We start from the raw sequence: 23590 nt of genomic DNA on the forward strand, positions 1-23590 counted from the left end.
CCCCCGGCACGGCCGCCGGGCCGGGGCCGACGGCAGTGATGGTGTCGCCGTCGATGACGACGTGCCCGCTGCGGTGCTCGGCGCCGTCGGCGTCGACCGTCGCGATGGCGGCGTTCTCCAGGATCAGGGTCATTTCGCCGCCGCCCGCACCGCGTCGAGGATCTTCTCGTAGCCCGTGCAGCGGCAGAGGTTCCCGGCGAGCGCCTCGCGGATCTCCTCGTCGCTCGGGTTCGACACCCGGTTCAGCAGGTCGTGCGCGGCGACCACCAGGCCGGGCGTGCAGAAGCCGCACTGCACGGCGCCCGCGTCCACAAAGGACTGCTGCACCGGATCGAGCCGGTCGCCGTCGGCCAGTCCTTCGACGGTGCGCACCTCACGTCCCTCGGCCTGCCCAGCGGCGACCAGGCACGCGCAGACCGGCGTGCCGTCCAGGTAGACCGTGCAGGAACCGCATTCGCCCTGCTCACAGGCGTTCTTCGAGCCCGGCAGGCCGAGCCGCTCGCGCAGCAGGTAGAGCAGGCTCTCGCCCTCCCACACGTCGTCGGCCTGCCGGGCTTCACCGTTGACCGTCACGTTCACGCGCATGTCCGCTCACTTCCCAGGTAGTCCTGCCAGGCCCAGCCGAGTGTCCGGCGGGCGAGCACCGCCAGCGCGTGCTTGCGGTACTCCGCGGTGCCGCGCACGTCGTCGATCGGCGCGGCCGCCGACGCGACCAGCTCGCCGAAGCGCCGCTTGACCGAGTCGCGCAGCGGCGCGGGCGCGTCCCACGGCAGCTCGGCGGCCAGGAACTCCTCGGCTTCGGCGGCTCGGCGGGGGGTGGGCGCCGCGGAGCCGATCGCCGCGCCCGCGCGCCGGTGCGCCGGATCGAGCGCGACGGCGAACGAGCACACCGCGATGACCATGGCGTTGCGTGTGCCGACCTTCGCGAACTGCTGGGGCGCGGTCGCGACCGGCAGGTGCACGGCCACGATCAGCTCGTCCGGCGCGAGGCTGTGCTTCTTGACACCGACGTAGAAGTCGTCCGCATCGATCATCCGGGTGCCTCGCGTGGAGGCGACCTCGACCCGCGCGCCCGTCGCCAGCAGCACCGGGTGCGTGTCCCCCGCGGGCGAGGCGGCGCCGAGGTTGCCGCCGACCGTGCCGCGGTTGCGGATCTGCGGCGAGCCGACCGTGCGCGAAGCCATCGCCAGCGCGGGCAGCTGTTCACCCAGCTCAGTGATGAGCCGCGTATAGGAAACGCCCGCGCCGAGCCGGACCACGCCGTCCTCGACGGTCCACCCGGCGAGTTCCGCGACGCGGGTCAGGTCGAGCAGCGCGTCCGGACGGCGGTGGTCGAAGTTCAGCTCGACCATGACATCCGTGCCGCCCGCCAGTGGCACGGCGTCCGGGTGCTCGGCCTTCGCGGCGAGCGCCTCGGCCAGGTTCGCCGGTCGCAGGAATTCCATGGCAAGAAGTAGACGCCCGGGGCACGGGCACCGGCAACGGCGGCTCAGTACGAACCGACAGCAGCGTACGAGCCCGCGTTTGTGCTTTCCTACAATCCTGATGACGACCGTGAAAACTCTGCTGGAGATCCCGGAACTGCGCCTGCGGTTGCGCACCGGCGCCGGGCAGCTCGGCCGCGCGGTCAGCCGGATCTACGTCACCGAGCTGCCCGACCCGAGCCGGTACGTCTCGGCGGGCGAGGTCGTCCTCAGCGGGCTGCTGTGGTGGCGCGAGCCGGGCGACGCCGGGCCGTTCGTCGCCGCGCTGGCCCGCGCCGGGGTCGCCGCGCTGGCCGCGTCCGGCGCGGACACCGGCGGGATCCCGCCGGACGTCGTGCAGGCGTGCGCGCAGCACCGCATCCCGCTGCTGGAGGTGCCCGCCGACCTGTCGTTCGCGGTGATCACCGAGCGCGTGGTGCTGGAGCTGGCCGCGGCGCGGGGCCGGGAGCCGAGCGGCGCCCGCAAACGCTTGCTGGCCGCGGCGACCGAGGACATCTCGCTGCCCGCGTTGCTGCGGCAGGGTGCGATCGAGCTGGGCGCGCCGTGCTGGGTGCTGTCCGGGACGGGGCGGGTCGTCGCGGGCACGGCCGTGCCGCCCGAGGATCTCGTCGCGCATTTCGTGCCCGGCCGGGAGGTCACGGTCCACGACGGGTACGCGCTGATACCGGTCGGCGGGAGCTTCGCGGTGCCGTGGCTGCTGGCGGTCGCGCAGCCGGAGCCAGGTGAGCTGGCCGCGGAGCTGGCCGAGCTGGTGCGGCTGGCGCGGGCGCGGGCCGACCAGGTGCGGCGCATGTCGGGCCGGGCGGCCGAGCCGTTGCTCCAAGCCCTGGCCGACGGCGGGCCGGTCGGGGACGCCTTCGCCGCGTCCGGACTGCCCGCGGACACGGAGATCCGCGTGCTGCTCGCGCGGGCGCCGGACGAGAACCCGGCACTGGCGGCGGAGGTGCTGGCCGAACTGCTCGCCGAGGCGCGGCCGCTGGTCGGCGTCGTCGGCGAGGACGCCTACGCGCTGGTCGCCGGACCGGGCAACTGGATGCGCGCGGCGGCCGAGGCGCTGACGCGGCTGGACCGGCTGATGTCGTTGTCGCGGTTCCACCTGGGTTCCGGCGGCCCGGCGTCGGTGGACGGCCTGCACGGGGCGACGCAGGAGGCGCGGCACGCGGTCGAACTGGCGGCCCGCCGCGGCGGGCGGATCGAGCTGGTGGCGGGCGAGGACATCGCCGTGCACCAGTTGCTGGCTGCCGGCGCGCCGGACGAGCTGCGCCGGTCGGTGCGGGAGCGCGTGCTCGGGCCGTTGCTCGCCTACGACGCCGCGCAGGGCACGGATCTGGTGCACACCGTGCGGGTGTACCTGGAGTGCTCCAGCTCGCCGACCGCGGCGGCGCGGGCGCTGCACGTCCACGTCAACACGCTGCGGTACCGCATCGCGCGGGCGTCGGAGCTGCTCGGCGTGGACCTCAACGACTTCGTCACCCAGGTGGACGTGTATCTCGCGCTTCTGGTTACCGTCTAAGCCGCTTAACTGGTAACGTCCGGTGCATGGAGGAATTCGAGACACCGGGCGGGACCGTGCGCTGGGCTTCTTCGGGTTCCGGCCCGCCGGTCGTGTTGCTGCACGGCACACCGTTCTCGTCGTCCGTGTGGCGGGACATCGCGTCCGCGCTGAGCGAGCGGCACCAGGTGTTCGTCTGGGACATGCTGGGTTACGGGCGGTCCGAGAAGCGGGACGGCCAGGACGTGTCGCTGGGGACGCAGGCGGAGATCTTCGCGTCGCTGCTGGAGCACTGGGGGCTGGAGTCCCCGTCGGTCGTGGCGCACGACTTCGGCGGCGTCGTCTCGCTGCGGGCACACCTGCTCCATGGCGCACGGTACGACCGGCTCGCCCTGGTCGACGTCGTGGCGATCGCGCCGTGGGGGACGCCGTTCTTCCACCTGGTGCGGGACAACCCGCGGGTCTTCGAGCAGCTGCCGTCGCACCTGCACGAAGCGATCGTGCGCACCCAGACGGCGACCGCGTCCGCTGCCGGTCTGCGCGACGGCGTGCTGGACGAGTTGGTCGCGCCGTGGCTCGGCGCCGCGGGGCAGGCCGCGTACTACCGGCAGATCGCGCAGGCGGACCAGCGGTTCACCGACGAGATCGAGCCGCTGCTGGGCTCGCTGGACCTGCCGGTGCTGGTCGGCTGGGGCGAGGCCGACGAGTGGATCCCGGTCGAGCAGGGCAAGGAACTGGCGTCCCGCATCCCGGGCGCGCGGCTGCGCCTGTTCCCCGGCGCCGGGCACCTGGTGCAGGAGGACGCGCCGGCCGCGCTCACCGCCACCCTGCTGGAATTCCTCGGTCAGCCGCGGAAGGTCGCGTAGCTCTCCAAACGTGCGCGGGTGAGGCCGGTCAAGTTCTCGGCCTCAGCGGTGTCGATGGCGCCGCAATCCAAGCCGCGCAACAGGAAACCGGACAACGCCCGTGCCGTGGCCGGCTCGTCGAGCACGCCGCTGTCCACTTGTGCGGCGTAGTCCCGCAACCTCGCCGCCGCCGCGGGCAGGCCCTCGCGGAAGAAGGCGTACGTCGCGGCGAAGCGGGTGGGCAACTGATGCGGGTGCAGGTCCCACCCCTGGTAGAAGCCGCGCTCCAGGGAGCGTCGCACGAGCCGCAGATGCTCGCGCCAGGCCGGCACCAGCGCGTCGCCCACCGGAAGTTTGTTCGTCGACCCGTCAGACAGGCGCACACCCGTCCCCGCGGCGCTGACCTGCATGAACGCCTTCGCGAAGTCCGCCGCCGGGTGGTCCATGCTCTGGTGCTCCGCGGCGATGCCCAGCCCGGCGCTGTAGTCGTAGGTGCCGTAGTGCAGCCCACTGCACCGGCCCTCGGCGGCCTGCACGATCCGGGCCACCGCGACGCGGCCTTCACCGTCCACGATGGACTGCGCGGTTTCGACCTGCACCTCGAACCGCAGCGCGCCGTCCGGAAGACCGTAGGCCGTCTCCAGGTGGCCGAGCACCTCGGCGGCGGCGCCGACCTGCTCGACCGCCGTCACCTTCGGCAACGTCACCACGAACCCGACCGGCAGCTCGCCGTGCTCCAGCAGCCCGGACAGGAACAGGTCGAGCGTCCGGATGCCGCGACGGCGGGTCGCCCGTTCGAAGCTCTTGAACCGGATCCCGCAGAACGGCGTGACCGGGTTGGCCGCCAGCACGCGGCCCGCCGTGACCGCGGCCTCGTCCTCGGCGTCGTCGCCGGGGCGGCCGTAGCCGTCCTCGAAGTCGATGCGCAGGTCCTCGATCGGTTCGGTGACCAGCTTGCGCCGCACCCGCTCGGCCACGGCCGGGTCGAGCCCGAGCGCGTCGCCGCACGCGTCGAACGCGGCCCGCGCCTGCTCGCCCCAGCGCGCGACCAGATCGGCGGAGTACCGGTGCGCGGGCACGTAGACCGTGTGCACCGGTTGCCGCCCGGACGGCTCACCGGGGTAGCGCGCCTCGACCCGTTCGTCCACTTCGGACAGCCGGGCGTCGATGCCCGCGTACACGTCCCCGGTGAGCCGTCCGGCCACGGTTACTTGATCCGCTCGTAGGCGGGCAGGGTCAGGAAGTCGACGAACTCGTCGGCGAGCGCGACCTCCTCGAAGATCTCGACCGCCGGGGCGAGCAGGTCGGCCGGGACCTGGCCGTCGAGCTCCTTGCGCACGTCGTCCAGCACCGACTTGACCAGGTCACGGGTGACCTTCTGGCCGTTGTCGAGCTGGGTGCCGTTCTGCACCCACTGCCAGATCTGCGAGCGCGAGATCTCCGCGGTCGCGGCGTCCTCCATCAGGTTGTGAATGCCCGCCGCGCCGTTGCCACCCAGCCACGACGCGATGTAGCGGACGCCGACGTCGACCGCGCCTCGCAGGCCGGCCTCGGTGGCGCCGCCCTCGGTGCTCGCGACGTCGAGCAGCTGGTCGGCGGTCACCGACACGTCCTCACGCAGCCGGTCGAGCTGGTTCGGCTTGTCGCCGAGGACCTTGTCGAACTCCTCCTTGCACAGCTCGACCATGCCCGGGTGCGCGACCCACGAGCCGTCGAAGCCGTCATTGGCCTCGCGGGCCTTGTCGGCGTGGACCTTCTTCGAGGCGTTCTCGTTGACCTCGGGGTCCTTGCTCGGGATGAACGCGGCCATCCCGCCGATCGCGAACGCGCCGCGCTTGTGGCAGGTGCGCACCAGCAGCTCGGTGTAGGCGCGCATGAACGGCGCGGTCATGGTGACGCTGTTGCGGTCCGGCAGCACGAACTTCTCGCCCGCGTCGCGGAAGTACTTGATGACGCTGAACAGGTAGTCCCAGCGACCGGCGTTGAGGCCGGAGGCGTGCTCGCGCAGCTCGTAGAGGATCTCCTCCATCTCGAACGCGGCCGGGATGGTCTCGATCAGGACGGTGGCGCGGACGGTGCCGTGCTCGATGCCCAGGGTCTTCTCGGCGTGGGTGAACACGTCGTTCCACAGCCGGGCCTCGAGGTGGCTCTCCATCTTCGGCAGGTAGAAGTACGGGCCCTTGCCGCGCTCGAGCAGCTCCTTCGCGTTGTGGAAGAAGTAGAGCCCGAAGTCGACCAGCGCGCCGACACCCTTGCGGCCGCCGAAGGTCAGGTTGTGCTCGTCGAGGTGCCAGCCGCGCGGGCGGACCACGATGGTCGCCAGCTCGATGTCCTTGCGCAGCTCGTAGTGCTTGCCGTTGGAGTCGAGCTCGATGGTGCCGCGGATCGCGTCGTACAGGTTGACCTGGCCGCCGACGACGTTGTGCCAGTGCGGGGTGTTGGCGTCCTCGAAGTCGGCCAGCCACACCTTGGCGCCCGAGTTGAGGGCGTTGATCGTCATCTTGCGGTCGGTCGGACCGGTGATCTCCACGCGGCGGTCGCGCAGGGCGGGCGGCGCCTCGGCCACGCGCCAGTCGCCCTCGCGGATCTCCTTGGTCTCGGGGAGGAAGTCCAGGCGCCCGGTGCGCTTGGCCTCCTCGCGCCGCTTCGCGCGGGCGGCGAGCAGCTCGTCACGGCGAGCCGCGAAGTTCTCGTGCAGCCCGGCCAGGAAGTCCAGCGCTTCCCGGGTCAGGATCTCGTCGCCTCGCTCGACGGAGCCACCGAGCACCTGGACGTCAGCCATGCGGAACACTCCCAAGAAGACTTGCGGTTCGGTTTTTTACATCCCGGACTATAGTTTCTACATAGCGGAAGCTCAATGTGAGGAGTCGCGGTGGCCGAGGAGAAGGCAGGACGAGACGGCGGGGTCCAGTCGCTGCGTCGCGCGTTCGAGCTGCTCGAGCGGCTGGCGGACACCGGCGGCGAGGCCAGCCTGTCCGAGCTGGCGGCCACGTCCGGCCTGCCGATGCCGACGATCCACCGCCTGATCCGCACGCTCGTGCAGCTCGGCTACGTGAGGCAGAACACGAACCGGAAGTACGCGCTGGGGGCGCGGCTGATCCGGCTCGGCGAGAACGCGAGCATGCAGTTCGGCACGTGGGCGCGTCCGCTGCTGGCGGAACTGGTGGAGGCGACCGGCGAGACGGCGAACCTGGCGGTGCTGGAGCGCGACGAGGTGGTGTACGTGTCGCAGGTGCCGTCGAAGCACTCGATGCGGATGTTCACCGAGGTCGGGCGGCGGGTGCTGCCCCACGGGACGGGCGTCGGGAAGGCCATCCTGTCGCAGCTGCCCGCCGAGGACGTCCGCGCGTTGCTGGACCGCACGGGCATGCCCGCGTACACCGACCACACCTTCACGGACCCCGACGAGCTGCTGGCGCACCTCGCCCAGGTGGCGGCGCAGGGCTACGCCGTCGACGAGAGCGAGCAGGAACTGGGAGTGCGGTGCATCGCGGTCCCGCTCACCGGAACACCGGCTCCCGCGGCGGTCTCGGTGTCCGGCCCGTCCGGGCGGCTGACACGTGAGGCGGTCTCGCGGATCGCCCCGCTGGTCCAGGCGACGGCGGCGACGTTGTCGACGCACCTCGCGGAGAGCGCCTGATCAGCCGAACCAGGGGTTTTCGAGGGGCTGGTCGTCGACCTGGATGTGGTAGTCGGCGCCGCCGTTCGCGACTGCGGTGACAGTCGCGGTGACCCCGTAGCGCTTGCCCCCGACGGTGAGCACGCAGCGAGCGGTCTTACCCGGCTGCGCGGTCAGCGGATCCGGGCAATCGACCGCCTCGGGCCGGTGCCCGACCATGCTGAGGACCGTGTCGGAAATCCCCTGCTCGACGGTCTCCTGACTGAGCGAACGGGTCGTCCCGACGGTGACCGTGCAGCCGGCGAGCAGCAGGGCGGAGCAGACGACGAGCGCGGCGCGGAACATTGCGAGAACCCCCAGGAAGTGAAAGAGCGCGCCGCCTCCCCAGCGACGCGCCCTCACATCCTGCACTGCTCTGACCTGGCTTGTACAGCGTTCCCGATCTTCTCACCCGATCAGGGGGATGCGGTCGAGGATGTCGCAGCGGAGGTCGAGCGCCGCGACCAGTTCGGCGGGATCACGGTGGTCGCGGATCCGGTCGAGGGCGTCGACGCGGTCGGCGAACAGCGTGAACCCGCGGAACCGGCGCTCATCGGTGAGCAGGAACTCCGCCAATGCCGGGGTGATCACGTGGGCGAGGAACCGCTCGTCCGGCCCGTTGACGTCGAACCGGTCGTCGAAGGCCGGGTGGCCGGTGCGGAAGTCGCCCTGCCCGACGGCCGCGTTGATCTTGCTGACCATTCCCACCGTCTGCCGCACGTACACCGGCGGGCACGGCGCGGGCGTGCGCACCCAGATGCAGAGTTCGGTGGTGATCTGGTGCATGTAGAAGATTTCGAGCGTCGCGGCGACGAACGGGCGGCCGCGGTGGGTGCCGGTGATGATGTCGTGAGCGCTTCGCGCGTGCGGCGGCCGGATGAAGTGCTGCTCCAGCGGCCCCGGCGCCTTGGCCTGGAAGCCGGACCGCCATACCGGCTGGTTCGGCCGCCAGAACTGGCTCTGCTCCGGGCTCCAGAACTGCTCGTACTGCCGGTTGTAGGCCTCGGCCAACGAATCGTCGCGCTCGACGTACGTCCACCCCCGCCGCGGCAACTCCTCGCGCAACTTGGCGAGCGTGACCGCCGCGGCGGCACCCTGCCTGCGGTTGAACCACACGATCAGCCAGGTGATCAGCCCCATGAAGAGCACCGACCCGCCGACCGCCATCGCGACGACCGCTCCCGCGCTCACCGGCCCGAACCGTCCGCGAACAGGTCGGTCTCCTCGAACGGCTCGTCGTCCTGCGCGGGCGGCCGCCGGTGCGCCGCGGGCGCACGAGGCGGCACCGGCGTCGGGGCGGGAGGCGGTGGCGGCGGAACAGCCGGGCGCTCCTCGAAGAGCTGGTCGGCGCTCTCCAGCGGTTCCTCTTCGCGAGGTGGGACGAACACGGGAGCCGGACCCGGGTGTTTCGGCCGCTGGTCGCCGAACGTGTTCTCGTCCGCGTCGAGCACACGGTCCAGCAGCTCGGTGTCGCCGAGGCCCCGGCGCACGACCTCGGCCTGCTGCCTGGCCGCGGCGGCCCGCGCGACCGCGAGGGTGTGCATCACCGCCGCGGACAGCGCGGCCGGCGGCAGGTCGCGGACGCGTTCGCCGAAGGTCACCGCCTTGACCTCGCCGCCCGCGCCCGCGACGACCCGGACGGCGCCGTCCGGCGAGACCGCCTCGGCGGTCACGTCCTTCAGTTCCCCGGCCATCTGCTCGTAGGCCTGGGCGCGGCGGCGGTTGTCGGCCGCCGCGGTGTCGATGGCCTCGATCCGGCGCAGCAACTGCTGGGCGAACTCGCTCACCGCGTCTCCTCCGGGCGGATGGTCGACAGGAATTCGTGGAAGTCGCCGACGACCTGGTCGAACTGCTCGGCGAGCGAGCTGAGCACGATCTGCAGCACGGCGTACCGGCTCGGCTCACGGGTGTCGCGGATGCCGAGGAACACCTGGAGCTGCACCACCTGCTCGGGCTTGCCGTTCAGCAGCAGGGACAGGCGCACAGCCTGCGTCAGGCCGGGGCCGCCCGCGGACCCGGCCTCCTTGCGCCTGCCGAGCTGGGCGTCCGGCGCGCCGCGCCGCAGCCGGTCCAGCGCCGCGTCGGCGAGTTCGGTCAGCGACACGTCGCGGGGGTGCAGCTCGCCGCTGATCGTGATGTTCGGGGTGAACCCCTTGACCGCGGGCGGGCGCAGGGCCACGAACGCGGCCTCGTCGGCCTTGACCTCGGCCGGTCGCACCGACTGCCAGCCCTCGGGCAGCGAGAACTGGATCGGCACCGGAATGGTGGCTACCACGATGTCTCCGTCTCCGTCCTAGAACAGGAAGTCCGCGACCGCGTCCGCGGCGTTGGCCAGCCCGTGCCCGACGTCCGTCGCGATGTCGGCAACGTCGTCGGCCACGTCCGTCACAGTGTCCACGACCTCCTGCGGGTCGATCGCGATGTCGAACCCGACGTCCGCGCCGATGCCCAAGGTCAGGCCGAGCGACGCGCTCAGGTGGAACTTGCCGTCGTCACCCATCCCGATCTGGCCGTCCGCGTGCGCACCGACCCCGGCCGAGAGCCCGCCGTGAACGCCCGCGCTGAGGCCAGCCCCCTCGGCGCTCGCCGCGACACCGGCTCGGACGCCGGCAGAGCCTCCCAGGCTGCCCCGGACACCGGTCAGGCTCGCGCTTCCCTCGGCCTCGGCGCGCGCTCCAACGGAGGCTTCCGCGTGCCCGGAAGCGCCGGCGTGCTCCCCGAGCTTGACCTGCCCCTCTGCCGACCCCTTCGCCAGCCACGCCTCGGCGTTCGCCGCCGCGGTCAGACCGAGGGCGTTGGCGCTTCCGGACACGCCGGCGCTGGCACCGAAGAGCGAGCCTTCGAGCTTCCCCGATCCCGACAGCGCGCCGGCGCCGAAGGAGCCGTCCAGGCTCCCACCCAGCAGCTCCCCGCTCGCGGAGGCGCTGAAGGTCTCGTCCGAGAGGTCGAAGCCGAGCGCTTCGAGGGTCTCGTCGATCCGGTCACTGAGCATCCCGTCGGACTGGGAGCCCCACTCGAACCCCTTCCGCCTCCCGGGTTCGTGGCTCTTCTCGCCGAGCTCCTTGCGGTACCCGCCGTCGCCGTCGGGCTCGAATCCGAAGGCCGCCGCGACGGAATCGCCGATCTGGCTCACGTGGGCGCGAGCGAAGTCGAGCACCGACTGGGCTTCCCTCGCCAGGGCCTCGCCGGGGTCCTGGAACGGGGCGAGAGCCTGACCGACGGCCTGGGCCTGCGCGGCCTGGGCGTCGTACTGGGCGGCTGCCGCGCGGGAGGCGGCCTGCGCCTCGGTGTACATCTCGATGGCGCGCTGCGCTTCGGACTGCGCCCAGGTCAGCGCGTCGCCGAAGTCCGCGAGCGCCTGACCGCCCTGGCCGAGGAGCGCCGCGGTCTCGATCCACTTGGGCGGCTCCGCGCCGAACGCCTCCCGGAAGGCGTCGGCGGCCGCACCGCTCCACTGCGCGGGGGCGATCCCGGCGAGCCCGTCGCCGGTGGTGCCGATCTGCTGGATGCCGGCGACCAGGTCGCGCAGGTCGCCTGCGATCAGCTCCGGCTCGCCCGGGATCAGCTCCCTGGGGTTGGTCGTCTCACCGAGTCCGGCGGCCATCAGTAGGTCCGCTCGTCGGCGTCGAACTCGGCGGGGTTCAGCCGGCTGGAGATGCTGCCGCCGTCCGGGAACAGTTCGCGCGCGCGTTCCGGGCTCATGATCCCGGCCTGCTCGACCGGACCACTGGCGGCGCCCTGGAGACCGGCGACGCTCGCGGACGCGCTGCCCGTCACGCGAGCACCGGCGAAGCCGCCGCCGACCACGCCGCCGAGCGGGTCACCGGTCTCGCCGATCAGCTCGCCGATGCCGGCCAGGGACCGGCCGGCGTCGTCGTCCGACTCCAGGTACACGCCTGCCGCGACACGCAGGCTCTCGCCGTGCTCCTCGGCCTTGGCGCGCAGCTTCTTCAGCTGCGCCTCCATCTCGCGGAGGAAATCGGTCCAGCCCGCCTGCACGCCGGCGTGCCCGTAGTCGCCGGCCGGTGCGCGGAAGGCCACGCCTGCGACGCCGGACACGACGTCCCCGATGGTGCTCGCCGTCTGCCGCAGTTCGTCCGGGACCGCGCCGAAGCCGGTCATCGCCCACCCCCAGTCAAGGAAAAGGCGCGCCGCTCCCCGCGGCGCGCCTTCACAGACTGGCGAAATCCAGCCGACCTTGTACGGCGTTTATGATCATCTCACCCGGACGGGTGACGGCTCATCCGAGCAGGGCGTCCACGAAGGCGGCCGGCTCGAAGGGCGCCAGGTCGTCCGGCCCTTCGCCCAGTCCGACGAGCTTCACGGGCACCCCGAGTTCCCGCTGGACCTGGAACACGATGCCGCCCTTGGCGGTGCCGTCGAGCTTGGTCAGCACGATCCCGGTGACGTTCACGACCTCCCGGAACACGCGGGCCTGCATCAGCCCGTTCTGGCCGGTCGTGGCGTCGAGGACCAGCAGCACCTCGTCGACCTTGGCCTGCTTCTCGACGACCCGCTTGACCTTGCCGAGCTCGTCCATCAAGCCGGTCTTCGTGTGCAGGCGGCCCGCCGTGTCGATCAGCACCGCGTCGACCCCGGCGTCCACGCCCCGCTTGACCGCGTCGAACGCCACGGACGCCGGGTCGGCGCCCTCCTTGCCGCGCACGACCTCGGCCCCGACCCGCTCCGACCAGGTCTGCAGCTGCTCGGCCGCCGCCGCGCGGAAGGTGTCCGCGGCGCCCAGCAGCACCTCGCTGCCCTGCGCGACCAGCACCCGCGCGAGCTTGCCCGTCGTCGTGGTCTTGCCGGTGCCGTTGACACCCGCGACGAGCACGACGGCCGGCTGCTTCGTCCCGTCCACGGTGTGCGCGAGCGCCCGCACCGAGCGGTCCCAGTCCGGGTGCAGCGCGTTGGTCAGCACGGTCTTGAGCACCGTGCGCGCCTCCGCGGACGTCCGCACCGCCCGCGCGGTCAGCTCGGTCCGCAGCGTCTCCACGATCTCCGTCGTCGTGGCCGCGCCGAGGTCCGCCATCAGCAGGGTGTCCTCGACGTCCTGCCACGAGTCCTCGTCCAGGTCACCGGCCCCGAGCAGGCCGAGCAGGCTCTGCCCGAACATCGACCGGGACTTCGACAGCCGCCCGCGCAGCCGCTCGATCCGCCCGGAGACCGGCTCCGGCTCCTCGACCGCGACCGCGACCTTCTCCGGCTCACGCGCGGCAGGCACCTCGGGCGTCGCAGGCACCTCGGGGGTGGCCGGGACCTGCGCCGGCGGCGCGGGCGCCTCGGCCTCCGGGAGGCCAACGTCGACGATGCCCCGGCGCGGCGAGTCGCGGGGCACGGAGGCGTCGTCGCCGACACCCGGCTGCCCGTCCACCTCGGTGCGCTCACCCGCGGGGTGCTCGGGCGGTTCGGCCGTCTCCGTCTTCTGACCACCAGGCGCCAGGGCGATGCCGCCGCCGGCCTGGTAGTTCCCGCCTCTCGGAGGCTTGGTCTCCCGCTCCGGCTCCGCCTCGGTCAGGCTGATCCGCCGCCTGCGGGCGAAGACCAGACCGGTGATGAGGAGGATCGCCAGCAGGACGACGACCACCAGGATGATCCAGAACCAGAGGTTTTCCGCCACGTGGCCATCCTCGCATCTGCTGGTTGACCGGGCAGGACACCCCTCGCGGACAAAAACTCACCGGATGCCTTGCGCTCCGGTCAAAAAAGGACTAGACCACTCGGTCATGCGCGTCGTCGGGCTCATCTCCGGCACGTCGGTCGACGGGATCGACGTGGCACTGGCCGAGTTGACCGCGTCCGGCGACGAGGTCGTGCTCGTCCCGCTCGGGCACTCGTCGGTCCCCTACCCCGGCGACCTGCGGCGGGAGGTGCTCGCGGCGCTCCCGCCGTCCGGAACCACCGTCGAGCAGGTCACGCGCCTGGACACCAGGGTGGGGCAGGCCTTCGCCGAAGCCGCGAGCACCTTGTCCGGCACCGCGGACCTCGTCGCCTCCCTCGGCCAGACCGTCTTCCACTGGGTCGACGGCGGCCGCGCCCGCGGCTCCCTGCAGCTGGGACAGCCGGCCTGGATCGCGGAACGGACCGGGCTGCCGGTGGTCGCCGACCTGCGTGTCCGGGACATCGCGGCAGGCGGGCACGGCGCTCCCCTGGCCAGCACGCTCGACGCGTTGTGGCTGCGGGACCTGGCCCCGGCCGTCGCGCTGAACATCGGCGGCATCGCCAACGTGACCGTCGTGCGGGCGGACGGCGTGCAGGCCTTCGACACCGGCCCGGGCAACGCCCTGCTCGACCTCGCCGCGCACCAGGTGACCGGCGGCGCCCAGAGCAGCGACCTGGACGGCGCCATCGCCGCCCGCGGGCAGATTCACGAGGAACTGCTCCGCCGCCTCCTCGACGAGCCCTTCTACGCGGCCCCGCCACCGAAGTCGACCGGCAAGGAGCTGTTCCACGCCGGCTACCTGCGTGCCGCGACGGACGGCCTCGACGTCCGCGACGAGGACCTGCTCGCCACCCTCACCGAGCTGACCGCCGTCACCATCGCCCGCGCCTGCACGGACGCGACCACCGTGATCGTCTCCGGCGGCGGCGCCGACAACCCGTCGCTGATGCGCGCGCTGGCGCGGCACCTGCCCGCCGCCCGGCTGGCGACGAGCGACGAGTTCGGCCTGCCCCGCGACGCGAAGGAGGCGTACCTGACCGCGTTGCTCGGCTGGCTCACCTGGCACGGTGTCCCGGCGAACCTGCCGGAGGCGACCGGCGCACGCGGACCCCGGCTGCTCGGCTGCATCACCCCGGGCGCGCACCCGCTGTCGATGCCCGCTCCACATCCGGTGACCGTCACCCGTCTGCGGGTAGCGGCCCACCCGGACCAACCGATAGGAGTGCCTGATGCACCCAGTTGACCTGGCGATCATCGTGGTCTACCTGGCCGCGATGCCCGCGATCGGCGTGCTCGTGGGGCGGCGCCAGCGCTCGGCGGCGGACTACTTCATCGGCGAACGCAGCCTGCCGTGGTGGGCGGTGTGCTTTTCGATCGTCGCCACCGAGACCTCCACGCTCACCGTGATCAGCACGCCGGGCCTGATCTGGGCGGCGTCCGGCAACTACAACGGCCTCACCTACCTGCAGCTGCCGTTCGGCTACATCATCGGGCGCACGCTCGTGTCGTTCGTGCTGCTGCCGCGCTACTTCAAGGGACAGCAGACCACCGCGTACGCGTTCCTCGGCGAGCGGTTCGGCTCGGCCATGCAGGGTGTGTCGTCGGTGGCGTTCATCGTGACGCGGCTGCTGGCCGAGGGCGTGCGGCTGTTCGCGGGCGCGATCCCGATCCAGGTCATCCTCAAGCACTTCGGGCTGAACACGTCGTACTGGCAGATCGTGGTGGTGCTGACCGCGCTCACCGTGATCTACGCGCTGGTGGGCGGCATCAAGGCAGTCGTGTGGGTTGACGTGATCCAGCTGTCGGTCTACATCGGCGGCGCGATCATCGCGATGATCGTGCTGGCCGGGAAACTTCCCGACGGGTGGACCTCGCGCGCCGCGGACGCCGGGATCTTCCGGCTGTTCGACTTCAACTTCGACGTCCTGCACCTGCTGACCAGCCAGTACGCGTTCGTCACGGCCGTGGTCGGCGGCGCGATCTTCACCATGGCCTCGCACGGCACGGACCAGCTGATCGTGCAGCGGTTCCTGGCCTGCCGCAGCGTCTCCGACGGCCGCAAGGCGCTGATCGGCAGCGGCGTCGCGGTGACCGTCCAGTTCGCGTTGTTCCTGTTCGTCGGCGCGATGCTGTGGGCGCACAACGGGTTCCGCACCCTGCCCGAGCTGGGCGTGAAGGGCGACGACGTGTTCACCAACTTCATCACCAGCGAACTGCCGGTCGGCGTCGCGGGACTGCTGATCGCCGCGATCCTGGCGTCCACGATGGGCGCGCTGGCCTCGGCGCTCAATGCGTTGTCCAACTCGACGGTCGCCGACCTCTACCAGCGGTTCACCAAGCGGCAGCCGGAGGATTCGAAACTGCTGCGGCACGGCCGGATCTGGACGCTGGTGTGGGCGGTGGTGTTCGCGGTGTTCGGTTCGCTGTTCAGCAACCGGAACAACCCGGTGATCGAGCAGGGCCTGTCGATCACCGGCTACACCTACGGCGCGATGCTGGGCGCGTTCTTCCTCGGCATGTGGGTCAAGCGCGCGCGGCAGCTGGACGCGATCATCGCGTTCGTGGTGACAGTCGCGGTGATGGCGGTCGTGGTGCTGGGGGTGAAGATCCCGCCCGCGCCCGGAGCGAAGCCGGTCGTGCTGGCATTCCCGTGGTATACGCTGCTCGGCGTACTGATCACGCTCGTCGTGGGCGGCGCGCTGTCCCTGCGGCACCGCACTCCGGACACCACGGCCGCGAAGGAACCGGAGCCGGTCTAGATGGATGCGAACGCCCTGCTGTCCACCGCGCAGGAGTGCGCGGAGTTCCTGTCGGGGCAACTGCACCGCGACTGGTCGGCCGCGATTCCGGAGATGGACATGACGGTCGCGCAGGTCGTCGCCCACATCGCCGACTGCGTGCACTGGTACTCCTACGACCTCGCGGCCGGGCCGGTCGAGCTGTCGACGATGGAGGCGAAGGTGCGGCCGGAGTCCGAGCCTGCCGAGCTGGTGGTCACGCTGGGCACGACGGCGAAGGTGCTGGCCGCGGTGGTCGCGACCAGCTCGCCCGACGCCCGCGGCTGGCACCCGTGGGGCGTCGCCGACGCGTCCGGTTTCGCGGCCATGGCGTGCGACGAGCTGCTGGTGCACACCTCCGACGCGGCGCGCGGACTGGGCGTGGAGTTCTCGCCGACGCCCCGCCTGGCGGCCGCCGCGCTGTACCGGTTGTTCCCGTGGACGCCGATGGACACCGACCCGTGGCCCACGTTGCTGTGGGCCAACGGGCGGGCGTCCCTGCCGGGCCACCCGAGGCTGACGAAGTGGCGGTGGCACTGCGCGCCACTGTCCGAATGGGACGGTTCGGCGCCCATCAGCTAGGACGTGCGGCCGCTGGGTGGGCGTATCACCGGCACGGCGCGGCGGGGCGGCAGCGGCGAGAGCGCCGACGCGGCACTCGCGGGCGGCCAGCCACCGTGCCGAGCGGCCTCGCGATGCGGCCGGCCGCCCCGGCGCACCGGCTGGACCACCATCCAGCCGCGCGGCCGCACGCCCGGGCCCGCGCACCGCAGCAGCGACACCCCACCACCCACCCGACCACCAACCGCGCTCAGCCCGACCACCCACGACACACGAATAACCACCACAACGCCCCCGACCGCAGGACCACCAACCACCCGCGCAGCCCCAAACCGGGCCCGCCGCACCGCAGCAGCGACACCCTGCCACCCGCCCGACCACCAACCGCGCTCAGCCCGACCACCCACAGCACACGAATAACCACCACAACGCCCCCGGCCGCAGGACCACCCACCACCCGCGCAGCCGCAAGCCCGGGCCCGCCGCACCACAGCAGCGACACCCCGCCACCCGCCCGACCACCAACCGCGCTCAGCCCGAGCACCCACAGCACGCGAGTAACCACCACAACGCCCCCGGCCGCAGCACACCGACACCCACGCAGCCCCAAACCGGCTCCGCGCACCGCAGCAGCGCTCGCTGCCTAGTCCTGCGCGGGCTGGGTCGGCGCGCCCTGCGAGAAGACCGTGTAGCGCGACGCCGACCAGGCCGGCGCCCCCGCGACCGGTTCCAGCCGCACCCGCACCGAGGTCTGGCCTGCCGTCGCCGAGGCCGGGATGTCGAAACTGTCCTCCAGCCACCGCGAATGCGTGTTGCCCAGCGGCTGGTACCACTCGCCGACGAGCCGGTCGTTCACGAACACCCGCGCGTGCTGGAACGCCTGGGCCTGGTCGGAAACCCGGTGCAACCGCAAGCCGCCGTTGGACTGGTCCACCCGCGCGGTGAACGTGACCGGCTGGGTGGTGGCCGTCGTGGTCCCGGTGACCGGCGTGCGGTCCCGCTTGCCCTCGAACGTTGACGTCAGCGACTCGCGTGTTTCGCCCGGCGCCGAATACCCGTGCTGCGACCGGCTCGCGTCGTCGCCGACCTCGACCACGTCGCTCTGGCTCATCGACGGCGTGCTCTGCCCGTACCAGTACGCGGTCGAGCTGTAGTCGGCAGGCATCGACGACCGGTCGCCGTGCTCGATGTCGAACTCGATGCCGTTGCCGAACGGCACCCCGTCGCCGATCATCAGCCGGTAGGCGTTGAGGCACACGTACTGGCAGCCGTCGCTCGCGTCTTCCCGGCTGACCAGCCCCGCCTGCGGCATCGCGTACGGCACGCCCTCGACCCCGCCGTCGCGGCCGTCCTGGAAGTACCAGCCGGACTCGTAGAAGTCCTCGGACCCGGTGCCGTGGATCGCCGGGCTGGCCGAGCCGTTCGGGTACATCCGCTCGTCGCCTTCGAGGTAGTTCAGCTGGTTCTGCCCCGGCGGGATGCCGCCGCGCATGCTGGAGGTGACCCCGTAGAACACGCCCCGCCCTTGCGCGGTGAGGAAGTTCCAGTCCTGACCGGACACCGTCGCGGCCCGGTGGTGGGTCGCGTGGAAGTAGCCGAGGGTGCCGTCCCGCAGGCCCGCGGCCACGCCCGAGTCCGGCGCGGAGGTCACCTCCAGGCTGCCCCCGGTGACCGGCACGCCCGAGGTGTTGACCAGTTCCGCCACCGCGCTGCGGGCGTACGGCATCGGCCACCACGCCGTGAACGCGCCGTTCTCCGTGGTGTCGATGGCGTGCAGCAGCGTCCGCGACGCGTACTTGCCGAGCCCGGAGCCGAAGAACTCCCCGACCGGGGCGTCGACCGTGGTCTGCCCGTCGAAGGTCAGCCGCAGCCGCAGGCCCTCCAGCACCGCCTCGGACGCCGTGGCCTGCCCGGGGTCGGCCGGGTAGCGGAAACGCCGCAGCCCTGCCCACCGCTCACCGTCCACCCGGTACCCGTGCACGGCCTCTTCGTTGGGGTGGTTGTGGCCGAGGTCGAGCACGTCGGTGCGCACCCACTGCCCGCCGACCTTGCTGTGCACCTCGTACCGGAACTCGTTGACGTCCTCGGCGGAGGACACGAACCTGGTCGCGACCTGCACCTGCGACCGGTTGCGGGTCAGGTCCGCGGGCACCTCGACGACCTGGTCCAGCCAGCCGCCCCCGGCGCGGGCCGGGCCGCTGTAGAACTGGCCGGCCGGACGCCCGCCGACCAGCAGGTCCGCGCGTTGTTCGCCGATGCCGGCGTCGACGCGGCGGGTGATCCGCACGCCGTCGTTCTCCGGGGCCACGGTCGCGGTGAACGAGCTGCCGCCCGCGCCGTACGCGCGGCCGTCGTCGGACAGCCCGGGTGCCGCGATGACCTGCGGCAACCGGAGGTTGAGCTGTGTGATGCGCCGCGCGCCGGACGGCAACGGGATCGAGGCCGCGGACCCGGCAGGCACGTCGACCGCGGCCGACTGGACCCGCGCCCCTGGCGCCGCCGGTTTCGGGTCGCGCACGCCGAACCCGCGCAGGCGCTGGATGACGTCCGTGGCCTTGTCGGCCGGGTTGAACGTGCGCACCCCCGCCGCGTCGGCGAACTGCCGGTAGGTGACGTGGTAGAAGTGCGGGTTGTTCTCGGTGGTGATCCGCATCGAGGTCGTGTACGGCATCGGCACCTTGATCGCCGCGCCGCCCATGGTGTCGGCCGAGTTCCCCACCAGCGGCCACACGAACGGCGCGCCCTGCGCGCCGTTCACGATGTCCTGCAACGAACCCTGCAGCACGACCTTGCCGTCCAGTTCGATCTTGATCCGCCCGATCGCGGCGACCGACGTCGACTCGTAGGTGAACCAGATCGAGGACACCTCGCCCGGCCCGCGCGCGTCGGCGAGCAGGCAGTCCCCGTTGGCCTCCTCGCGCAGGCACGAGTAGGTGCCGACGAAGCCGTCGTCGTTGTTGCCCGCCCGGTCGAAACTGGAGAACTGCTTGACCTGCTCACCGGGCCGCATCCGGGCGAGCCCGTCGATCGATCGGTAGACGTCCCAGCCAACGGGTCCCTTGTCGCTCGCCCCGGGAGCAGGCGCCGCACCGGCGGGAACACCGACGACGAGCGCGAGAACCAGCCCGAGCACGACGATCACGGAGCGGTTTTTGGGCGCGACGAAGGAACTTTTGGGCACAGTGGGGACCCCCAGCCTGGACGGACCGCCGCGCCGGAGCGCGAGTAATCGTTTTCTGAACTTAGCGCCTGGTGGCTTCAGTGTGTCTAGCGCCACATGGGTGGTTACGGATCAGACACTGAGGGTTATTGCCGGGCAGGAGTGATCGAAACGGACACTTTCGAGGGAAGTGGGTGTCAAAACCCGGGCGCGGGGGAGGTCTGGGGCGTTGGTCGGCGTCGTTGCGTTGCCGTGCGCCCGACCCGCGGTGGTCCTCAGGCCTCCTGGCGGAGGCGCTGGCTGATCACCTTCGTGATGCCGTCGCCCTGCATGCTGACCCCGTAGAGGGCGTCCGCGATCTCCATCGTCGGCTTCTGGTGCGTGATGATGATCAGCTGCGAGGACTCCCGCAGCTGCTCCAGCAGGCCGATCAGGCGCCGCATGTTGGTGTCGTCCAGCGCGGCCTCGACCTCGTCCATCACGTAGAACGGCGAGGGGCGCGCTCGGAAGATCGCGACCAGCATCGCGACCGCGACCAGCGACTTCTCGCCACCGGACAGCAGCGACAGGCGCTTGACCTTCTTGCCCGGCGGGCGCGCCTCGACGTCCACGCCGGTCGCGAGCATGTCGTCCGGCTCGGTCAGCACCATCCGGCCGTCGCCGCCGGGGAAGAGCACCGAGAACACCGTCTCGAACTCGCGGGCGACGTCGTGGTAGGCGGACGTGAAGACCTCGAGGATCTTGTCGTCCACCTCCTTGATGACCGTGAGCAGGTCCTTGCGCGTGGCCTTCAGGTCTTCCAGCTGGGTGGACAGGAACTTGTACCGTTCCTCCAGCGCGGCGAACTCCTCCAGCGCGAGCGGGTTGACCTTGCCCAGAGTCGCGAGGTCCCGTTCGGCCCGCTTCGCGCGCCGCTCCTGGGTGCTGCGGTCGTACGGGATCGACGGCGGGGCGCTGACCTGCTCGCCGTTCGCCTTGGCCTCCTCGTACTCGGCCATCTCCTGCGCGCTCGGCGGCACGGGCACGTCCGGGCCGTACTCGGCGACCAGGTCCTCCAGGCCGATGCCGAAGTCCTCGGCGATCTTCGTCTCCAGCTGCTCCAGCCGCAGTCGCTGCTCGGCGCGCAGCACCTCGTCCCGGTGCACCGCGTCGGTCAGCTTCTCCAGCTCGTGGGTCAGCTCGCGAACCTTGTTGCGCACCTGGGTGAGCGCGGCCTCGCGCTGCTGGCGCACGGCCTGGGCTTCGTCGCGCTCGGCGGCGGCCCGCTGCACCGACAGCTCGATCCGCTCCAGCGCCAGCTCACCCGCGTCGACCACGGCCGCGGCGATTTCCGCGCCACGGGCCCGCGCCGCCCGCGCCTTCTCGGCCCGCTCCCGCGCCGCGCGCTCCGCGTGCGCGGCCCGGCGCAGCGAGTCCGCGCGGCCGGCGATGCTGCGTGCCCGCTCCTCGGAGGTCCGCAGCGCCAGCCGCGACTCGACCTCCTCCTGGCGCACCGCCGCCAGCCGCTCCGCGGCCTCGTCGCGCGCGCTGGTGTCCGGGTCCTCGTCCACCGGCTGCTCGGCGACCGCGGCCAGCCGCTCCTCCAGCTCCGCCAGGCTGGCCAGCGCCTGCTCACGGCTGGCCTCGACCTTCGCGCGCTGGTCCCGCAGCCGCGTCACCTCGGCCTCGGCGGACCGCGCGGCCTGCTGCAGCCGGTTCAGCCGCTCCGACGACCTGGCCTTGCGGACCTTCGCCTCGGACAGCGCTTCCTTCGCCTGGGCCACCTCTTCGCGCCGCGCCTGCTGCTCGGCGCGGGCGCCCTCCAGCTCGGCGGCCGTCTGCTCCAGGCGGCGTTCCGCGGCCATCAGCCGGTCGCGCGCCTCGTCGACCGCGGCCTGCACCTCGATGACGCTCTCGCTGCGGCCGGAACCGCCGACGGCCCAGTGCGAACCGAACACGTCGCCCCCGGCGGTCACGGCGCTGACCTCCGGGTGCGCCGCGACCAGCTGCCGCGCCGTCTCCAGGGTGTCCACGACCGCGATCCGGTCCAGCGCGCGCTCCACCGCCGGACGCAGCGGCTCCGGCGCGGTGACGACGTCCCGGGCCCAGCGCGCACCGTCCGGCAGCGACGGCCAAGCCGAGGTGTCCACTGTGTACGGAGCGCCGCCGAGCAGCACCCCGGCGCGGCCGGAGTCGTTGTCCTTCAAGAACTTCAGTGCCGCGATCGCCTCGTCGCCACCCTGCACCGCGACCGCGTCGGCGACCGGGCCGAGCGCCGCGGCGAGCGCGACCTCGTAGCCGGTCTCGACCGACAGCAGCGCGGCGACCGAGCCGAGCAGCCCGGGCAGCTGATCGCTCGCGCCGAGCAGCTCACCGGCGCCGTCCTTGCGCCGCAGCCCCATCGACAGCGCGTCCACGCGCGCCTTCTCCGACGCGATCTCGCGCTCGGCCTGCCGCTCGGCCTTGACCAGCTCCTCGACCCGGGCCTTGGCGGCCTGGTTGGCCTGCACCGCGCGGTCGTGCCGGTCCTGCAGGTCGGCGTCGTCGGACTCCTCGACCCCGCCCTCGGCCCTGGCCTCCTCCAGCTCCTCGACCGCCAGCTCGGCACGCGCCGCGGCCTCGTCGATGGCCGCGGTGAGGCGGTCAATCTCGTCCGAGGTCGCACTGTTCTTGCTGCGCAGCGCCTCGACCTGGCCAGTGAGCTTCGCCAGGCCTTCGCGCCGGTCGGCGATCGCGCGCACCGCGGCCATGTGGGCCTTCTCCGCGGCCTGGACCTCGTGCTCCAGCTCCTCGCGGCGCAGCACGGCCTCGGCGAGCGTCTCGCGGGCGATCATCACCGCTTCGTTCAGCTCGGCCTCGCGCTCGGCGACCTGCTCGGCCTCGGCCAGCAGCTCCTCCGGGTCGCGGCCGCCCGTCGAGGTCTCGACGTCGGCGGACAGGTGCCGCTGCCGCTCCACCGCCAGCCGCACCGTGCCGCGCAGCCGCTCGCCGAGCGCGGACAGCTTGAACCAGGTGTCCTGCGCGGCGTTGAGGCGCGGCGCGTCCTCCGCGACCATCGCCTCCAGCTGGGCCTCTTCGGCGCCGGCGAGTTCGAGCGCCTGCTCCACCTCGGCGCGGCGGGCGCGGGCGGCGTTCTCGTCCGCCTCCTCGCGCGCGATCGCCTCGCGCTGGGTCACCAGGTCGTCGGCCAGCAGCCGCAGCCGCGAGTCCCGCAGTTCGGCCTGCACGGCCTGCGCCTTGCGGGCGATCTCGGCCTGCTTGCCCAGCGGCTTGAGCTGGCGGCGCAGCTCGGCGGTCAGGTCGTTGAGGCGGTCCAGGTTCGCCTGCATCGCGGTGAGCTTCCGCAGCGCCTTTTCCTTGCGCTTGCGGTGCTTGAGCACCCCCGCGGCCTCCTCGATGAAGGCGCGGCGCTCCTCCGGCTTCGACTCCAGGATCTGCGCCAGCTGCCCCTGGCCGACGATGACGTGCATCTCGCGGCCGATGCCGGAGTCCGACAGCAGCTCCTGGATGTCCAGCAGGCGGCACGAGCTGCCGTTGATCTCGTACTCGCTGGCGCCGTCGCGGAACATCCGGCGCGTGATCGAGACCTCGCTGTACTCGATCGGCAGTGCGCCGTCGGCGTTGTCGATGGTCAGGGTGACCTCGGCGCGGCCCAGCGGGGCGCGGCCGGAGGTGCCGGCGAAGATGACGTCCTCCATCTTGCCGCCGCGCAGGTCCTTCGCGCCCTGCGTGCCCATCACCCACCGCAGCGCGTCGAGCACGTTCGACTTCCCCGACCCGTTCGGGCCGACGACGCAGGTGATGCCCGGTTCGAACCGCAAGGTGGTAGCCGAGGCGAAGGACTTGAAGCCCTTCAGCGTCAAGCTCTTGAGATGCACGTGGCGGGACCCTTCAACGCCTGGGTGATCCACGGAGTCTATCGGGGGCGGGTGGGCGTCCCGGTCATGCCCGTGGGCGTGTTGTCCCCGGGAG

General features: G+C 72.1%; 19 protein-coding genes. 6 read left to right on the forward strand and 13 right to left on the reverse strand.

The annotated features are described in order from the left end of the window. Positions 1–129: 129 nt before the first annotated feature. A complete protein-coding gene (locus ACCP09_RS08170; protein ID WP_433744594.1) occupies positions 130–585 on the reverse strand; it encodes a (2Fe-2S)-binding protein in 456 nt (151 codons plus the stop codon). Then, positions 576–1445 carry an FAD binding domain-containing protein gene (locus ACCP09_RS08175; RefSeq protein WP_433744597.1) on the reverse strand — a complete coding sequence of 290 codons (870 nt, stop codon included), beginning with the start codon at positions 1443–1445 and terminating at the stop codon, positions 576–578. Before ACCP09_RS08175 ends, ACCP09_RS08170 begins: the two co-directional genes overlap by 10 nt. A gap of 100 nt (positions 1446–1545) precedes the next feature. Between ACCP09_RS08175 and ACCP09_RS08180 the strand changes: the two genes are divergently transcribed. Continuing rightward, positions 1546–2997, forward strand: coding sequence for a PucR family transcriptional regulator (locus ACCP09_RS08180; RefSeq protein WP_400986130.1), 1452 nt, complete (start codon positions 1546–1548; stop codon positions 2995–2997). A 26-nt stretch (positions 2998–3023) separates the two neighbouring features. After that, entirely contained in the window at positions 3024–3842 is an 819-nt protein-coding gene (locus tag ACCP09_RS08185; RefSeq protein ID WP_433744600.1) for an alpha/beta fold hydrolase, read from the forward strand. Here ACCP09_RS08185 and ACCP09_RS08190 read toward each other — a convergent pair. Further along, positions 3821–5026, reverse strand: coding sequence for a DUF6986 family protein (locus ACCP09_RS08190; RefSeq protein ID WP_433744603.1), 1206 nt, complete (start codon positions 5024–5026; stop codon positions 3821–3823). The two genes, ACCP09_RS08185 and ACCP09_RS08190, sit on opposite strands and share 22 nt — an antisense overlap. A gap of 2 nt (positions 5027–5028) precedes the next feature. Further along, positions 5029–6603 (reverse strand): malate synthase A, encoded by a 1575-nt coding sequence (aceB, locus tag ACCP09_RS08195; protein ID WP_027931833.1) that lies wholly within the window; start codon positions 6601–6603, stop codon positions 5029–5031. Positions 6604–6693: 90 nt separating this feature from the next. Between aceB and ACCP09_RS08200 the strand changes: the two genes are divergently transcribed. Then, entirely contained in the window at positions 6694–7461 is a 768-nt protein-coding gene (locus tag ACCP09_RS08200) for an IclR family transcriptional regulator (protein ID WP_017987544.1), read from the forward strand. On the opposite strand, the gene ACCP09_RS08205 is transcribed toward ACCP09_RS08200, so the two are convergent. The 7 genes from ACCP09_RS08205 to ftsY form a co-directional block, all read right to left on the reverse strand. Beyond that, a complete protein-coding gene (locus tag ACCP09_RS08205) occupies positions 7462–7785 on the reverse strand; it encodes a DUF4333 domain-containing protein (protein ID WP_027931835.1) in 324 nt (107 codons plus the stop codon). A 102-nt stretch (positions 7786–7887) separates the two neighbouring features. Further along, entirely contained in the window at positions 7888–8670 is a 783-nt protein-coding gene (locus tag ACCP09_RS08210; protein ID WP_378362986.1) for a hypothetical protein, read from the reverse strand. Next, positions 8667–9266 carry a YbaB/EbfC family nucleoid-associated protein gene (locus ACCP09_RS08215; protein WP_400986123.1) on the reverse strand — a complete coding sequence of 200 codons (600 nt, stop codon included), beginning with the start codon at positions 9264–9266 and terminating at the stop codon, positions 8667–8669. The genes ACCP09_RS08210 and ACCP09_RS08215 overlap by 4 nt, the downstream gene beginning before the upstream one ends. Continuing rightward, the gene (locus tag ACCP09_RS08220; protein WP_378335806.1) at positions 9263–9754 is read right to left on the reverse strand and encodes a hypothetical protein; all 492 of its coding nucleotides are present in this window, start codon (positions 9752–9754) and stop codon (positions 9263–9265) included. The genes ACCP09_RS08215 and ACCP09_RS08220 overlap by 4 nt, the downstream gene beginning before the upstream one ends. An 18-nt stretch (positions 9755–9772) precedes the next feature. Continuing rightward, positions 9773–11083 carry a putative T7SS-secreted protein gene (locus ACCP09_RS08225; protein WP_433744609.1) on the reverse strand — a complete coding sequence of 437 codons (1311 nt, stop codon included), beginning with the start codon at positions 11081–11083 and terminating at the stop codon, positions 9773–9775. Continuing rightward, the gene (locus ACCP09_RS08230; protein WP_378335804.1) at positions 11083–11601 is read right to left on the reverse strand and encodes a hypothetical protein; all 519 of its coding nucleotides are present in this window, start codon (positions 11599–11601) and stop codon (positions 11083–11085) included. The genes ACCP09_RS08225 and ACCP09_RS08230 overlap by 1 nt, the downstream gene beginning before the upstream one ends. 118 nt (positions 11602–11719) lie before the next feature. Then, the gene (ftsY, locus tag ACCP09_RS08235; protein ID WP_027931840.1) at positions 11720–13099 is read right to left on the reverse strand and encodes a signal recognition particle-docking protein FtsY; all 1380 of its coding nucleotides are present in this window, start codon (positions 13097–13099) and stop codon (positions 11720–11722) included. Positions 13100–13205: 106 nt separating this feature from the next. Here ftsY and ACCP09_RS08240 point away from each other — a divergent pair, with 106 nt between their 5' ends. Genes ACCP09_RS08240 through ACCP09_RS08250 form a run of 3 tightly spaced genes read left to right on the forward strand, consistent with a single transcriptional unit; the run spans position 13206 to position 16500 of the window. Beyond that, the gene (locus tag ACCP09_RS08240) at positions 13206–14384 is read left to right on the forward strand and encodes an anhydro-N-acetylmuramic acid kinase (RefSeq protein ID WP_433744613.1); all 1179 of its coding nucleotides are present in this window, start codon (positions 13206–13208) and stop codon (positions 14382–14384) included. Beyond that, on the forward strand, positions 14371–15900 hold the full coding sequence (locus tag ACCP09_RS08245; protein WP_433744615.1) for a sodium:solute symporter: 1530 nt from the start codon (positions 14371–14373) through the stop codon (positions 15898–15900). The genes ACCP09_RS08240 and ACCP09_RS08245 overlap by 14 nt, the downstream gene beginning before the upstream one ends. Further along, on the forward strand, positions 15901–16500 hold the full coding sequence (locus ACCP09_RS08250; protein ID WP_123683510.1) for a maleylpyruvate isomerase N-terminal domain-containing protein: 600 nt from the start codon (positions 15901–15903) through the stop codon (positions 16498–16500). It begins immediately after the preceding gene. A gap of 622 nt (positions 16501–17122) precedes the next feature. Here ACCP09_RS08250 and ACCP09_RS08255 read toward each other — a convergent pair. After that, positions 17123–19621 (reverse strand): glycoside hydrolase family 172 protein, encoded by a 2499-nt coding sequence (locus tag ACCP09_RS08255; RefSeq protein WP_433744618.1) that lies wholly within the window; start codon positions 19619–19621, stop codon positions 17123–17125. Between the two features lie 293 nt (positions 19622–19914). Beyond that, complete coding sequence (gene smc / locus ACCP09_RS08260) at positions 19915–23496, reverse strand: chromosome segregation protein SMC (protein WP_433744621.1); 3582 nt, start codon at positions 23494–23496, stop codon at positions 19915–19917. Positions 23497–23590 lie beyond the last annotated feature (94 nt).

The organism is Amycolatopsis sp. 3B14, assembly GCF_050958625.1.
GTDB classification, from domain to species: Bacteria; Actinomycetota; Actinomycetes; order Mycobacteriales; family Pseudonocardiaceae; genus Amycolatopsis_E; species Amycolatopsis_E thermoflava.

What these genes read in the sequence shown, in the direction of transcription:
- ACCP09_RS08175 (WP_433744597.1), bottom strand. Translation starts at nt 1,445, where the DNA reads ATGGAATTCCTGCGACCGGCGAACCTGGCCGAGGCGCTCGCCGCGAAG.
- ACCP09_RS08205 (WP_027931835.1), bottom strand. Translation starts at nt 7,785, where the DNA reads ATGTTCCGCGCCGCGCTCGTCGTCTGCTCCGCCCTGCTGCTCGCCGGC.
- ACCP09_RS08245 (WP_433744615.1), top strand. Translation starts at nt 14,371, where the DNA reads ATGCACCCAGTTGACCTGGCGATCATCGTGGTCTACCTGGCCGCGATG.
- ACCP09_RS08185 (WP_433744600.1), top strand. Translation starts at nt 3,024, where the DNA reads ATGGAGGAATTCGAGACACCGGGCGGGACCGTGCGCTGGGCTTCTTCG.
- ACCP09_RS08230 (WP_378335804.1), bottom strand. Translation starts at nt 11,601, where the DNA reads ATGACCGGCTTCGGCGCGGTCCCGGACGAACTGCGGCAGACGGCGAGC.
- ACCP09_RS08180 (WP_400986130.1), top strand. Translation starts at nt 1,546, where the DNA reads ATGACGACCGTGAAAACTCTGCTGGAGATCCCGGAACTGCGCCTGCGG.
- aceB (WP_027931833.1), bottom strand. Translation starts at nt 6,603, where the DNA reads ATGGCTGACGTCCAGGTGCTCGGTGGCTCCGTCGAGCGAGGCGACGAG.
- ACCP09_RS08170 (WP_433744594.1), bottom strand. Translation starts at nt 585, where the DNA reads ATGCGCGTGAACGTGACGGTCAACGGTGAAGCCCGGCAGGCCGACGAC.
- ACCP09_RS08250 (WP_123683510.1), top strand. Translation starts at nt 15,901, where the DNA reads ATGGATGCGAACGCCCTGCTGTCCACCGCGCAGGAGTGCGCGGAGTTC.
- ACCP09_RS08240 (WP_433744613.1), top strand. Translation starts at nt 13,206, where the DNA reads ATGCGCGTCGTCGGGCTCATCTCCGGCACGTCGGTCGACGGGATCGAC.
- ACCP09_RS08225 (WP_433744609.1), bottom strand. Translation starts at nt 11,083, where the DNA reads ATGGCCGCCGGACTCGGTGAGACGACCAACCCCAGGGAGCTGATCCCG.